Raw genomic sequence first — 13361 nt, 5'->3', positions numbered from 1 at the left:
GCCCCGGCCGCTCCCTCACCGCGTCGCCTTGTAGCGGGCCAGCGCCTCTTCGCGCCGCTCGGCGTGATCGACGATGGGGCGGGGATAGGTCTTACCGAGCGCGACGCCGGCTTTCTCCAGGACGTCCTCCGGCGCCTTCCAGGGGGCGTGGATGTGCTTTGCGGGAAGCTCCGCGAGTTCCGGCACCCATGCTCTGATGAAGTCGCCCTGCTTGTCGAAGCGTTCGGATTGGCCGACGGGGTTGAAGATGCGGAAGAAGGGCGAGGCGTCCGCGCCGCATCCCGCGACCCACTGCCATTGCGCCGTGTTGTTGGCGGGGTCGGCGTCGACGAGGCAGTCCCAGAACCACTTCATGCCGCGGCGCCAGTCGATCAGCAGGTCCTTGATCAGGAAGCTGCCCGTGATCATCCGCAAGCGGTTGTGCATCCAGCCGGTCTGCCAGAGCTGGCGCATGCCGGCGTCCACGATCGGATAGCCTGTCCGGCCCCTGGTCCAGGCGCGGAAGGCTTTCTCGTCCTCTTCCCACTCGAAATCGCTGAAGCGGTCATCGAGCGGGCGATCGAACATCTGCGGCTGGTCGCAGAGGAGCTGGTAGTGGAATTCCCGCCAGCCGAGTTCGAAGAGCCAGCGCTCGGCAGCGTCCTCGCTCAACCGGCCCTCTTCGACATCGGTCTCGATGTCGTACCACATCTCGACCGGGCTGATCTCGCCGAAATGCAGCGCCGGTGACTGCCGCGAGGTGGTGTCGCCAGCGGGACGATTGCGGGTATCGGCGTAATCGGCGGCGTCGCTGCGCCGCCAGTCCCGCCAGCGCTCCCGCGCCCCGCGCTCGCCCGGCGTCCAGACGGGGCCGAAACCTTTCGCCCAGTTCGGCTTCGTCGGCAGCAGATTCCAGCCGGATAGATCGTCCGTATCCGGCAGCCGATGCGGCGCTTCGAGCTTGGTCACCTTGGGCAGCGTGTCGCGGATCTCCTTCCCGCGGAGCTGCTTCCAGAAGGGGCCGAAGACCTTGTAGAGCGTGTCGCTCTTGGTGCGGATCTCGCCGGGCTCGAAGAGCAGCGTGCCCTTGAAGCTCTCGACCGCGACATCCTGGTCTTCGAGGGTGTGGCGGATATCGGCATCCGTCTCCGCCTGCCAGCCGATATAGCGTCGGTTCCAGTAGACGGTGTCCGCCCCCAGCGCCTCGGCCACCCCCGGCACCACGGCCCGGGCATCGCCGCGGCGCAGGATCAGGGCGCCGCCGAACTTGCCGATATCCTCGCCGAAGGCTTCGAGCGAATGGTGCAGCCACCAGCGCTGCGCGGCCCCCATCGCCCACTCGCCCGGCGTCTCGTCGTCGAGCACGTAGAGGCAGGCCACGGGCCGCCCGCTATCGGCGGCGGCGCGCAAGGCCGGATTGTCGGCAAATCGCAGATCCGCCCGCAGCCAGACGAGGGCGGGCGCCGTCTTCTCCGTCATGATCATCCTCCCGGCGGGGGAGGGTAGGGCGCGCGGCGCGTTCGCCTACATCACGCCGAGCTGCAGGCAGTCATGCACGTGCAGCAGGCCGACCGGCCGCTCGTCCTCGACGACGAAGAGGGCGGTGATCCTGGTGCGCGAGAGGACGCCGAGCGCCTCGGCGGCGAGCGTGTCCGGCCTCACGGTCTTGGGGTTCCGCGTCATCACCCGCTCGACCGCGACGCGGCTGAGATCGTCGCCCAGATGGCGGCGGATGTCGCCATCAGTGATGATGCCGACCAGGCGCTCGCCCTCGATCACCCCGATGCAGCCGAAGCCGCCCTCGGTCAGCCTTCGCACCGCCTCCGGCACGGGAGTGCCCAGCGGGACGAGCGGCAGCTCCCGGCCGTCATGCATGAGGTCGGAGACCCGGCGCAGCGTCGCGCCCAGCTTGCCGCCGGGATGGAAGGTGCGGAAATCGTCTCCGGTGAAGCCCCGCGCCGTCAGCAGCGCGACGGCGAGCGCGTCGCCCACCACCATGGTCATGGTCGTCGAAGTGGTCGGTGCATGGGTCTCCGAACAGGCCTCTCCCGCGGGCGGCAGGGGCAGGATGACGTCCGCCGCCCGCCCGAGGCTCGAATCGGGGGCGGAGGTGATGCCGATGAGCGGAATGCCGAAGCGGCTGCAATAAGAGAGGATATCGCCGAGTTCGGGCGTTTCGCCGGAATTGGAGATCGCCAGGACGACGTCGCTTTCCCCGATCATGCCGAGATCGCCGTGGCTCGCCTCGCCCGGATGGACATAGGAGGCGGGCTGGCCGGTGCTGGCGAGGGTCGCCGCGATCTTCCGCCCGACATGGCCGGACTTGCCCATGCCCGTGACGACAACGCGGCCGGGCGTGTGGCTGATCGCGTCGATCGCTTCCACGAAGGCGCGCGACATCGCGCTGTTTTCGTCGTCGAACGCCGATTTGAGGACGCGCAGGCCTTCCGCCTCGCATCCCACCACGTCGGCGGCCTTTTCGAGCGCCCGCATCATAGAGTCTTGTTCCCTTTCGGCCCTGCCGCCATGTACCGGCCGGGGGCGCGAGGGTTCAAGCGTCCGTGAGGAGTTGCGTCATGACCAAGAGCCGGCCTGTCACCCTCGAAGCGCCTTCCGGCGATCTGACGATCGCGAACGATGCGCCGTTCACGCTCTTCGCCGGCCCCTGCGCCATGGAGAGCCGCGAGCATGCGCTGGAGGTCTCGGCCGCGATCAAGGAGATCACGGACGGCCTCGGCATCGGCTTCGTCTACAAGACGAGCTTCGACAAGGCGAACCGGACGAGCCTGAAAGGCGCGCGCGGCATCGGCATGGCCGAGGCGCTGCCGGTCTTCGCCGAGGTGAAGGAGCGCCTGGGCGTTCCCGTCCTGACCGACATCCACGAGCGGCACCAATGCGCGCCCGTGGCCGAAGTGGTGGACGTCCTACAGATCCCGGCCTTCCTGTGCCGCCAGACGGACCTTTTGATCGCGGCGGCCGAGACCCAGCGGGTCATCAAGATCAAGAAGGGCCAGTTCCTCGCGCCCTGGGACATGAAGAACGTGGTCGACAAGGTGCGCGGCGCCGGGAACGACCGGGTGCTGGTCACCGAGCGCGGCGTCAGCTTCGGCTACAACACGCTGGTCACCGATTTCCGCAGCGTGCCCATCATGGCGCAGGAGACGGGCGCGCCTGTCATCTTCGACGCCACGCATTCGGTGCAGCAGCCGGGCGGGCAGGGCGCAAGCTCGGGCGGCCAGCGCGAGATGGTGCCGACCCTCGCCCGCGCCGCCGTGGCGGTGGGCGTGGCGGGCGTCTTCGCCGAGACCCATCCCGACCCCGACAAGGCGCCGTCCGACGGGCCGAACATGATCCCGCTCAAGCTCCTCAAGGGCTTTCTCGAAGAGCTCGTCACGCTCGACCGCATCGCCAAGGCGCGGCCGAGCCTTCACGGCTTCGACGAAAGCTGAGCCGCCAATCCGTTCCCTCGCTGTTCCTTCGCCGCCTGATCCGGGCTAGGGAGAGCGCCCCCCGGAACACTTCGCCGGACCGCGAAGGTCCGGCCCGCCGACGCGAACGAGGCCGATAGATGGCGCGCAAGCCCACCACGAAATCTCCCGCTCGTCCCAGGCCCGAGCGGCCCGAGGACATCTTCGACGAGCCGATCTCGGAGGCTCTGTCGCGGCGCTATCTCGCCTATGCGCTGTCGACCATCACGGCGCGGGCGCTGCCCGATGTGCGCGACGGGCTGAAGCCGGTTCATCGCCGCATCCTCTACGCGATGCGGAACATGCGCCTGACGCCCGAGGGCGGCTACAAGAAGTCCGCCAAGGTCGTCGGCGAGGTGATGGGCAATTTCCACCCCCATGGCGACCAGGCGATCTACGACGCCATGGTCCGCCTGGTGCAGGACTTTTCCGTCCGTGTGCCGCTGATCGATGGGCAGGGAAATTTCGGCAATGTCGACGGCGACAACGCCGCCGCCATGCGGTACACGGAAAGCCGCCTGACGGCCGCCGCGCAGCTCCTGCTCGCCGGGATCGACGAGGACACGGTCGATTTCCGCGAGACCTATGACGGAGAGGGCAATGAGCCCGTCGTCCTGCCCGCGGCCTTCCCGAACCTCCTGGCGAACGGCGCGAACGGCATCGCGGTCGGCATGGCGACGGCGATCCCGCCGCACAATGTCTCCGAGCTGATCGATGCGATGGTGCACCTGATCAAGACGCCGGCGGCCAAGACCGAGACGCTGCTCAAATACGTCAAAGGCCCGGACCTGCCGACCGGCGGTGTCTGCGTCGAGAGCTTCGATGCGATGGTCGAGGCCTATGCGACGGGCCGGGGCGGCTTCCGCGTGCGGGCGAAATGGGAAACCGAGACCCTCGGGCGCGGCCGCTACCAGATCGTCATCACCGAAGTGCCCTATCAGGTGCAGAAATCGAAGCTGGTCGAGCGGATCGCCGAGCTCATCAATTCGAAGAAGCTGCCCATCCTGACGGACGTGCGCGACGAGAGCGCGGAGGACATCCGCCTCGTCCTCGAACCCCGCTCGGGCAGCCTCGACGCGGCGGTGGTGATGGAGACGGTCTTTAAGCTGACCGATCTCGAAACCCGCCTGCCGCTCAACATGAACGTGCTCGACGCGGACGGCACGCCGCGCGTCATGGGCCTGCGCGAAGTGCTCCAGGCCTTCGCCGACCACCGCAAGGAGGTGCTGGTCCGGGGCACGAACCACCGCCTCGAAAAGATCGCGCGGCGCCTCGAGATCCTGGACGGCTTCCTGATCGCCTTCCTCAACCTCGACGAGGTGATCCGGATCATCCGCTTCGAGGACAATCCGAAGGCGGAGCTCATCAAGACCTTCGATCTGACCGAGGTGCAGGCCGAGGCGATCCTGAACATGCGCCTGCGCAGCTTGCGCAAGCTCGAGGAAATGGAGCTCAAGCGCGAGCACAAGGACCTCAAGGCCGAGCAGAAGGCGCTGCGCGCGCTTCTCAAGTCCGACGAGGCGCAGTGGGAGAAGATCGTCGAGCAGCTGCGCGAGACCAGAAAGAGCTTCGCGCAGACGACGCCGCTTGGGCGCAGGCGGACCGCCATCGAGGACGCGCCCGAGGCGGAGGGCCTCGGCGAGGTCGACATGATCGAGCGCGAGCCGGTCACGGTCGTCATCTCCGAGAAGGGCTGGACGCGTGCCCTCAAGGGGCATGTCGAGGACTTCGCCGGCATCAAGTACAAGGAAGGCGACAAGGGCCGCTTCGCGCTGCATGCGCAGACCACGGACCGTCTGATGCTGCTCGGCACCAATGGCAAGTTCTACACGCTGGGCGTCGCCGACCTGCCCGGCGGCAGGGGGCATGGCGAGCCGATCCGGCTGACGATCGATCTTGGCAATGAGCACGACCTCAGCGCAGCCTTCCTCTACAAGGGCGACCGCATGATCCTGCTCGCCTCGAGCGCGGGCCACGGCCTGATCGTGCGCGAAGAGGATGCGGTGGCATCGAACCGCAAGGGCAAGCAGGTCCTGAATGTCGCCGAGGGCGCGGAGGCGCAGGTCTGCCGGATCCTCGACAAGCTGCCGACGCGCGCGGACTATGTCGCGGCGCTGGGCGCGAACCGGAAGCTCCTCGTCTTCCCCGCCGACGAGCTGCCGGTGATGACGCGCGGCAAGGGCGTGCAGCTCCAGAAGGTCGGCGATGGCGGGCTCGCCGATGCCAAGGTCTTCACCGCCAAGGAGGGCCTGACCTGGGTCGACCGGGCAGGCCGCCAGCAATCCGAGGCGCAATGGAAGGCCTGGGTCGGCAAGCGCGGGCAGGTCGGCAAGCTCGTGCCCAAGGGCTTCCCGCGCTCTGGCCGCTTCGGCGGCTGAGGCACGAAGCTTGCGGGCGGGGTAGCCGTTTCTGCCGACGCACCGCATATCGGAAGCTTCGCCTCGGATATCCCGCCCATGCGCACGCCGCTCGAAGACGTCCTGCACACCCACCCCGAGATCGCTTCGGAAGACAGCGATGCGGGACGCCGCCTCGCCGTCCTGTTCGAGGCGGCGGAGGCGCGGGAGAACCAGTATGCGGCGGAGCGGCTGCACGAGCTTTTCCAGATCGCCGAACGCGCGCTGACCCTCGGCGCGGAAACGGCCGCGCGGCCGCCTCTTCCGCCGGCCAGCGTGTCCTGGCCGATGCGGATCACCAGCGTGTCGGCGGGGCTTTTGCTGGCGGCGACCGCGCCGCTCATGGCGGAGACGAGCCTGCTTCTCGCCGCGCTGTCGGGGATCGCGGCGCTGGCCGCGCTCGTCATGCCCTTCGGCGGCAGCGGCGTGCGCCAGATCAAGCTGCCCGCGCCCAAGGCCGACCACACCGAGGCCAAGCTCGAAGCCGTCGCCTCGGCCGCCGACAGGGCGCTTCAGGCCATGGTCGAGCCGCGCAGACTGCCTTCGCCGCAGGCCGAGCGCCCGCTCGGCGCGGACGAGGATATCCTCGGCCTTCTGCAGGACGCGCTCAGCGTCGGCCGGGATGCCGAGGATGCGGGTGCGCGGGAGCTGGCGGAGAACGCCGAGCGGCTGGCGCGGCGCATGGGCTACCGGCCGGTCTATGACGGCAAGGACGAGCTCTTCGAAGTCATGCTCGATCCGAGCGTGACCGCGCCGCTCGTCCTGCGCCCGGCGCTGGTGCACGAGGACAAGCCGGACCGGACGGTCTTCGGCGTGAAGGTAAAAGGGCGGGCATCCTGATGGCCAATCACCACCTGGGCTTCGATCTCGGCCATGCCGACACGGCCATCGCGCTCGCCAGCGGACGGGAGACCGAACGCTTCGCCGCGCCCGCCAATCTCGAAGTGCAGGGGCAGTCGATCCAGCCGACGGCGCTCGCCCGTATCAAGCGCGAGGGCAAGGAGGTGCTGGTCGTCGGCGGCCGGGCGATCCGCGAGGTCTCGAAAGCGCAGGCGCAGGGCAATGCCGCGCTGAAAGCGGCCTTCAAGACGCGGCCCAAGAATCTGGGCGCCGCGACGGCCGACCTCCAGGACTTCTTCCGCACCATGCTGGAGGAGGCCGCCTTCGACCCCGCGCCGCCGGAGGGCTGGGCGGGCTGCTCCATCGCCGTCGGCTGCCCGTCGAGCTGGTCGGCCGAGGAGGATGCCCGCGCCTATGCCGAGATCCTGCGCGAGGCGCTGGCCGGAACCGACATGGCCAAGGCCGAAGTCTCGGTCGTGCCCGAATCGCGCGCGGCGCTGCTTCAGGCGATCGAGAACCCCAACTCCCCGCTGACGCTGGAGGCGCGGCGCGAGAACATCCTCGTCATCGATGTCGGCTCCTCGACGCTCGACATGTCGCTGATCGCGCCCGAGCAGAAGGCCTCGCCGCTCTTCGATGCGGGCCTCGATCTCGGCGCGAGCTTCTTCGACCGGCGCGTGCTCGATGCGGCCCTCGCGGACAGGTCCGATGCGCGAGGCTTCCTCGAGCTGAACCCGCATTACCGCGACCTCTGGCTCTATTACGCGCGGCGCACCAAGGAGCAGTTCTTCATCGACGCGCCGCATGACGACGAGGAGCCGATCAGCGGCGCGCCGCTCCAGACCTTCTTCGCCGGCGGGCAGCGCCAGAGCCTGACCATCGACATCACGGGCGAGGAGTTCGCGACGCTGCGCCGCGCGCCCTATGACCGTCCGCTCAATCCCTCGCCGGAACTCTCGCTCGACCCGGCGGCGCTTCAGGGCATGTCGTGGGAGGAGATCTACGAGGCGGCGCTGACCGCGCTGCGCGAGGCGATCGCGCGGCGGGGCAGCGCCTATGGCCGCGTGCTCCTCGCGGGGGGCGCATCGCGCATGCCCTTCACCGAAGAGATCGCGCAGCGCGTCTTCGCGCACGGCCCCGGGGACACGCCGGTGCTGCGCGATCCCGAACCCTCGCACATGGTCAGCCGCGGCCTGAGCCGCTGGAGCCGCAGGCAGGAAAGCGTCGAGCGCTTCGCCGTCGCCGCGCGCAAGCTGATGAAGGAGCGCCTGCCCGAGCTCGCGTCCGAGAATTTCGAGCCGCTGAAGGACCGCCTCGCGACCGCGCTCGCCGGCGTCATCTTCGACCGCTTCGTCGAGCCGGTGCTTCAGCTCTGGAAGGATGGCGCCTTCCGCACGGGCCGCGACGTGCGGGCGGAGATCGAAACGCGCACGGCGGAGTGGCTGGCTTCGGAGGAGGGGACCGATTTCTTCGTCCGCGAGATCAATGCCTGGTGGCGCGAGGAGGTGAAGCACGAGCTCGACCGGGAGCTCGACAAGCTGCACGCGGCCTTCGACGTCTCGCGCGACATCCAGCTCAACCTCGGTCAGGCCATCGACCCGGCGGTCTTCCGCTTTTCCGCGTCCAGCCTCGACCTGCCCTTCGAGGCGGTGATCCAGGCAGCCCTCCTGACGCTCGCTTTCGCCGTTACCATCGCCATCGACGCGCATTTCGGCTTCGTGCCGATCACGACCGGCGCGCTCGCGGCCGCCGTGGCGGTGGGCGGCAAGCCCCTGCGCGCCTGGATCGCGCGCATCGACGTGCCCGCCTTCGCCCGCCGCCTGCCCGACAGGCTGCCTGGGCGCGAACAGCTCTTCGACGCGCGGGTGCGCGCCCGTGTGGAAAAACAGCTCGGCCAGTCCGTCGAGAAGGCGCGTCGCAGCATTCTCGACCAGATCGAGGCGGCCGTCGCAGCCTCCGTCACGCAGCAGACGAAGCGGGCGCGGGTGCTGCTGCACGGCGAAGACGGCAACGCACGCTGAACGGGTCGCCTCGGAAGAGCCTGCGGGTTACGCTGCGGGTTGCCGATGAGGGCGAACCGGGCCTACAGGGGACACCCATGACGCGGTATATCTTCATCACCGGCGGCGTGGTCTCATCGCTCGGCAAAGGGGTCGCATCGGCGGCGCTGGGCGCGCTTCTGCAAGCGCGCGGCTATTCGGTGCGCCTGCGCAAGCTCGATCCCTATCTCAATGTCGATCCGGGCACGATGAGCCCGTATCAGCACGGCGAGGTCTTCGTGACCGATGACGGCGCGGAGACCGATCTCGACCTTGGCCATTATGAGCGCTTCACCGGCGTCTCGGCGACCGAGGGCGACAATGTCACCACCGGGCAGATCTATTCCGAGATCATCGAGAAGGAGCGCCGCGGCGACTATCTGGGCGCCACCGTCCAGGTGATTCCCCACGTCACGGACGCCATCAAGAACTTCGTCCTGTCGCCCGCGCTCGACGAAAAGGGCGAGCCTGTCGATTTCTGCCTCTGCGAGATCGGCGGCACGGTCGGCGACATCGAGGGCCTGCCCTTCTTCGAGGCGATCCGCCAGCTCGGCAACGAGCTCCCGCGCGGCCATGCCGTCTTCGTCCACCTGACCCTGATGCCCTATATCGAGGTGGCGGGCGAGATGAAGACCAAGCCGACGCAGCACTCGGTCAAGGAGCTGCGCTCGATCGGCATCCAGCCCGACATCCTGCTGATCCGCGCCGACCGGCCGATTCCCTCATCCGAACGGCGCAAGGTGGCGCTGTTCTGCAATGTCCGCCCCAGCGCGGTCGTTCAGGCGATGAATGCGCGCACCATCTACGAGGTGCCGCTCGCCTATCATTCCGAAGGCTTCGACGCGGAGGTGCTCGCCGCCTTCGGGATCGAGGATGCGCCGAGCCCCGACCTGTCGCGCTGGCGGGAGGTCGTCCGCCGGGTGACCCAGCCCGACGGCGAGGTCACCATCGCGGTGGTCGGCAAGTACACGGTCCTCAAGGACGCCTACAAGTCGCTGATCGAAGCGCTGGCGCATGGCGGCATCGCCAACAACGTCAAGGTCTGCATCGAGTGGATCGACGCGGGCGTGTTCGAGAACGAGGAGATCGCCAAGCAGCGTCTCGCCGATGCGCACGGCATCCTCGTGCCCGGCGGGTTCGGCGAGCGAGGGTCCGAAGGCAAGATCCGTGCGGCCCGCTTCGCGCGGCAGAACGGCGTGCCCTATTTCGGGATCTGCTTCGGCATGCAGATGGCCATCGTCGAGGCGGCGCGCTCTCTCCTGGGCGCCGAGACCGCGACGAGCTCCGAATTCGGTCCCGGCGGAGAGCCGGTGGTCGGCCTGATGACGGAATGGGCCTCGGAGGCGGGGACGGAGAGGCGGACCGAAGAGACCGATCTCGGCGGCACCATGCGCCTGGGGGCCTATGAGGCGGTGCTGTCCGAAGGGTCGCTGGCGCACGAAATCTACGGCAAGGACCGGATCGAGGAGCGCCACAGGCACCGCTACGAGGTCCAGATGAGCCTCGAAGAGGCGCTCAAGGAGAAGGGCCTTCGCTTTTCGGGCCGCTCGCCGGACGGGCGCCTGCCGGAGATCATGGAGATCGAGGGCCATCCCTGGTTCCTCGCCGTCCAGTTCCACCCCGAATACAAGTCCCGGCCCTTCGAGCCGCACCCGCTCTTCGCGAGCTTCATCGAGGCGGCGCTCAAACGCTCCCGCCTCGTCTGATCTTTCAGATCCAGCCGCGGCGGGCCGCCTCGGCGTCATAGCCCAGGCGCCGCATGGCATGGCCGCGAAGGGCGACCTTCTGCGGCTCGGGGAGGGCATCATAGCGCCTCGCCCAGCGCTGCTCCTGCCGCTCATAGGCTTCCGCCGCGACGACCTCGACCAGCGCGCGCTCCTGCGCGGAGAGAGCCGGCCAGGCGAGGCTGGCGAGGGCGGTGTCGGGCAGAGGCTCGGCATGCGCGGCCGCGGCCGTCAGAAGGAGGCCGCAGGCGAGGCCGAGATAGAACGGATAGGTGCGGCGCAAGAAAAGGCCCTCCTGGATGACCCGCTCTTCCTAGCGCGTCAGGCTTACGGCCCGGCGAAGGGGAGGCGCGGTATTGGACGCTTCGCGTTAACCAGCAAATCCCGTGCCTTGCCGCATGCGCGCCTTGGGTCTTGCGGCGGCCCGCCGCCTCCTGTATCGGCTCCGTTCCTGTGAACATTCCAGCCTGTACGAGGCCCCGATGGCAGTCCCCAAGAGTAAGGTCACCAAGTCCAAGCGCGGCATGCGCCGTGCCCATGACCGCCTGGACGCTGCGTCCTATGTCGAGGACAAGCAGTCCGGCAATCTGCGCCGCAACCACCACGTCGACCTGAAGTCCGGCACCTATAACGGCCGCCAGGTGCTCGCGCCGCAGGACGACTGATCGCGTCGACATTGGCGGGTCTTCATGCCCGCTCTGTTTACGGATCCGCCCGGTTCAGGCTTAACTGGCCTGATGCCGGGCTTTTTTCGTGTCCGGCGCCTGCGCGGGAGGCGTGAATGACCGGATGGAAAACAGCGGGTCTGGGGCTTCTGGTCCTGCTCGGCCTCGGCGCCTGCACCACGATGCCGGACCGCTATGCCATGGCCTATGACGCCTGCGACCGCCAGGTCGGCGCCTGCTACGAATCCTGCCGGGCCGAATCCGATGCCGAGGATCGCCAGGTCTGCCAGCGCGTTTGCAGCCGGCAGGTGGAGCAGTGCTTCGCGCGCGTCTCGCGGGAGGCGCAGGCCGCGGCCGCCTGGCGCAGCGCCGACACGACCTTTTATGGCCGCTACGGCTTCTGGTCGCCCTATGCCGGTTGGCGGCCCGGCTGGCACGGGCGCCGCTACAGCTACGACCCTTACGGCTATGGCTATGGGCGGCGCTATGGCTACGGCTATGGGTATGGCCATCGCGATCCGCGCGACTGCCGCGGACGCTACGCCTCCCCTTACTGCCACCGCCCGGACCGGGACAGAGGGCCGAGCGTGGCCGACAGCCTGCGCAATGTCGTCATCGGCGGTGCCGCTGGCGATGCGCGGGAGGGGCAGCGAACGGCCGAGCCCGCGGCTGCGCCCGCCCCCGGCGCCGCACCGTCGCTTGGCGATGCCATCGGCGCGAGCGTGAGGCGCGGCAATGACGCGCCTGCGGCCCGCCCGTCGCCGCGGCCATCCCCCCGTTCGGTGACGCGCGGCCGCCCGGCTCCGCGTCCGGAACCTTCGGACAGCCTGCCGAGCGTTCGGAGGCAGGACAGCCGGGCGCGCCCGCAGATCCGCTGACCCTTTGCGGAGCGCGGCGGGCCAGCCTATAGGCGGTCCGAGACAAGCGCTTCCGGAGGCTTCCATGACTGCCATCACCGACGTTCTCGCCCGCGAGATCCTCGACAGCCGCGGCAATCCGACGGTCGAGGTGGACATCACTCTCGAAGACGGCGCCTTCGGCCGCGCCGCCGTGCCCTCGGGCGCATCGACCGGCGTTCACGAGGCGCATGAGCGCCGCGACGGCGGCGAACGCTATGGCGGGAAGGGCGTGCGCGGCGCCGTCGACGCGGTGAACACCGAGATCGCGCAGGCGCTGGTCGGCGTCGATGCGGAAGAGCAGATCTTCCTCGACGACATGCTCTGCGACCTCGACGGGACCGGGAACAAGGGCCGTCTCGGCGCCAATGCGATCCTCGGCGCCTCGCTCGCCATCGCCAAGGCGGCGGCGGACAGCACGGGCCAGCCGCTCTACCGCTATCTCGGCGGCCCCTCCGCCGCGCTCCTGCCCGTCCCGATGATGAACATCGTCAATGGCGGTGCGCATGCGGACAATCCGATCGACATCCAGGAATTCATGATCATGCCGCTCGGCGCGGACAGCTTCGCCGATGCGCTGCGCATGGGGGCGGAGGTCTTCCACACGCTGAAGAAGGAGCTGTCGGCGGCCGGCCACGACACCAATGTCGGCGATGAGGGCGGCTTCGCGCCGAACCTCGCCTCGACCGACGAGGCGCTCTCCTTCGTCGCGAGATCGGTCGAGAAGGCGGGCTATACGCTGGGCGAGGACATCGCGCTGGCGCTCGACGTCGCCTCCACCGAATTCTTCGAGAACGGGCAGTACAAGCTGGCCGGCGAGGGCAAGACGCTCGATGCGGGCGGCATGGCCGACTACCTCGCCGACTTCGCCGCGCGCTATCCGATCGTGTCGATCGAAGACGGCATGGCCGAGGATGACTGGGAGGGCTGGAAGACGCTGACCGAGCGGCTCGGCGCCAAATGCCAGCTCGTCGGCGACGACCTCTTCGTGACCAATGAAAAGCGCCTGCGCCGCGGCATCGCGGAGGGCGCGGGCAATTCGATCCTCGTCAAGGTGAACCAGATCGGCACACTGACGGAAACCTTCGAGGCCGTGGAGGCGGCGCACCGCGCGGGCTTCACCGCCGTCATGTCCCACCGCTCGGGCGAAACCGAAGACACCACGATCGCCGATCTCGCCGTCGCCACGCGCTGCGGCCAGATCAAGACCGGCAGCCTCGCGCGGTCCGACCGGACGGCGAAATACAACCAGCTCCTGCGCATCGAGGAGCAGCTCGGGCCGTCGGCGCGCTATGCCGGCCAGCGGGCGCTGCGCCAGTCTGTCTCGTCTTGATACAGGCTTAACAAAGTCTTTC

11 protein-coding genes are annotated in these 13361 nt (G+C 68.6%); 8 read left to right on the top strand and 3 right to left on the bottom strand.

Annotation, left to right across the window (positions count from 1 at the left end):
- Positions 1 to 15 precede the first annotated feature (15 nt).
- Together IE88_RS0104895 and IE88_RS0104890 are read right to left on the bottom strand one after the other, a co-directional pair.
- Positions 16 to 1458, bottom strand: coding sequence for a cryptochrome/photolyase family protein (locus IE88_RS0104895; protein WP_031551004.1), 1443 nt, complete (start codon positions 1456 to 1458; stop codon positions 16 to 18).
- Between the two features lie 45 nt (positions 1459 to 1503).
- Positions 1504 to 2472 (bottom strand): KpsF/GutQ family sugar-phosphate isomerase, encoded by a 969-nt coding sequence (locus tag IE88_RS0104890; RefSeq protein WP_031551001.1) that lies wholly within the window; start codon positions 2470 to 2472, stop codon positions 1504 to 1506.
- Positions 2473 to 2555: 83 nt separating this feature from the next.
- Between IE88_RS0104890 and kdsA the strand changes: the two genes are divergently transcribed.
- The 5 genes from kdsA to IE88_RS0104865 all read left to right on the top strand — a co-directional run bounded on the left by kdsA (position 2556) and on the right by IE88_RS0104865 (position 10427).
- Positions 2556 to 3428 (top strand): 3-deoxy-8-phosphooctulonate synthase, encoded by an 873-nt coding sequence (gene kdsA / locus IE88_RS0104885; protein WP_031550997.1) that lies wholly within the window; start codon positions 2556 to 2558, stop codon positions 3426 to 3428.
- A gap of 119 nt (positions 3429 to 3547) precedes the next feature.
- Complete coding sequence (gene parC, locus IE88_RS0104880) at positions 3548 to 5824, top strand: DNA topoisomerase IV subunit A (RefSeq protein ID WP_051881521.1); 2277 nt, start codon at positions 3548 to 3550, stop codon at positions 5822 to 5824.
- Positions 5825 to 5902: 78 nt separating this feature from the next.
- Positions 5903 to 6682: a hypothetical protein gene (locus IE88_RS0104875; RefSeq protein WP_031550991.1), complete on the top strand. Its 780-nt coding sequence runs from the start codon at positions 5903 to 5905 to the stop codon at positions 6680 to 6682.
- Positions 6682 to 8703: an Hsp70 family protein gene (locus tag IE88_RS0104870; RefSeq protein WP_031550988.1), complete on the top strand. Its 2022-nt coding sequence runs from the start codon at positions 6682 to 6684 to the stop codon at positions 8701 to 8703. Before IE88_RS0104875 ends, IE88_RS0104870 begins: the two co-directional genes overlap by 1 nt.
- A gap of 77 nt (positions 8704 to 8780) precedes the next feature.
- The gene (locus tag IE88_RS0104865; RefSeq protein ID WP_031550985.1) at positions 8781 to 10427 is read left to right on the top strand and encodes a CTP synthase; all 1647 of its coding nucleotides are present in this window, start codon (positions 8781 to 8783) and stop codon (positions 10425 to 10427) included.
- A 4-nt stretch (positions 10428 to 10431) separates the two neighbouring features.
- On the opposite strand, the gene IE88_RS0104860 is transcribed toward IE88_RS0104865, so the two are convergent.
- Positions 10432 to 10728: a hypothetical protein gene (locus IE88_RS0104860; RefSeq protein ID WP_031550983.1), complete on the bottom strand. Its 297-nt coding sequence runs from the start codon at positions 10726 to 10728 to the stop codon at positions 10432 to 10434.
- Between the two features lie 199 nt (positions 10729 to 10927).
- Between IE88_RS0104860 and rpmF the strand changes: the two genes are divergently transcribed.
- The 3 genes from rpmF to eno all read left to right on the top strand — a co-directional run bounded on the left by rpmF (position 10928) and on the right by eno (position 13339).
- Positions 10928 to 11110: a 50S ribosomal protein L32 gene (rpmF, locus tag IE88_RS0104855; protein WP_031550981.1), complete on the top strand. Its 183-nt coding sequence runs from the start codon at positions 10928 to 10930 to the stop codon at positions 11108 to 11110.
- Positions 11111 to 11226: 116 nt separating this feature from the next.
- On the top strand, positions 11227 to 11988 hold the full coding sequence (locus IE88_RS0104850; RefSeq protein ID WP_031550978.1) for a hypothetical protein: 762 nt from the start codon (positions 11227 to 11229) through the stop codon (positions 11986 to 11988).
- A 64-nt stretch (positions 11989 to 12052) separates the two neighbouring features.
- The gene (gene eno, locus IE88_RS0104845; RefSeq protein ID WP_031550976.1) at positions 12053 to 13339 is read left to right on the top strand and encodes a phosphopyruvate hydratase; all 1287 of its coding nucleotides are present in this window, start codon (positions 12053 to 12055) and stop codon (positions 13337 to 13339) included.
- The last annotated feature ends 22 nt before the right edge of the window (positions 13340 to 13361 follow it).

Source organism: Parvularcula oceani, assembly GCF_000733125.1.
Taxonomy (GTDB): domain Bacteria; phylum Pseudomonadota; class Alphaproteobacteria; order Caulobacterales; family Parvularculaceae; genus Parvularcula; species Parvularcula oceani.
This window is presented reverse-complemented; position numbering and strand designations above follow the sequence as displayed.

Bases quoted from the DNA above. Each gene is read 5' to 3' on its own strand.
- IE88_RS0104850 (WP_031550978.1), top strand. From the start codon at position 11,227: ATGACCGGATGGAAAACAGCGGGTCTGGGGCTTCTGGTCCTGCTCGGC.
- kdsA (WP_031550997.1), top strand. From the start codon at position 2,556: ATGACCAAGAGCCGGCCTGTCACCCTCGAAGCGCCTTCCGGCGATCTG.
- IE88_RS0104890 (WP_031551001.1), bottom strand. From the start codon at position 2,472: ATGCGGGCGCTCGAAAAGGCCGCCGACGTGGTGGGATGCGAGGCGGAA.
- IE88_RS0104870 (WP_031550988.1), top strand. From the start codon at position 6,682: ATGGCCAATCACCACCTGGGCTTCGATCTCGGCCATGCCGACACGGCC.
- eno (WP_031550976.1), top strand. From the start codon at position 12,053: ATGACTGCCATCACCGACGTTCTCGCCCGCGAGATCCTCGACAGCCGC.
- parC (WP_051881521.1), top strand. From the start codon at position 3,548: ATGGCGCGCAAGCCCACCACGAAATCTCCCGCTCGTCCCAGGCCCGAG.
- rpmF (WP_031550981.1), top strand. From the start codon at position 10,928: ATGGCAGTCCCCAAGAGTAAGGTCACCAAGTCCAAGCGCGGCATGCGC.
- IE88_RS0104875 (WP_031550991.1), top strand. From the start codon at position 5,903: ATGCGCACGCCGCTCGAAGACGTCCTGCACACCCACCCCGAGATCGCT.
- IE88_RS0104865 (WP_031550985.1), top strand. From the start codon at position 8,781: ATGACGCGGTATATCTTCATCACCGGCGGCGTGGTCTCATCGCTCGGC.
- IE88_RS0104895 (WP_031551004.1), bottom strand. From the start codon at position 1,458: ATGACGGAGAAGACGGCGCCCGCCCTCGTCTGGCTGCGGGCGGATCTG.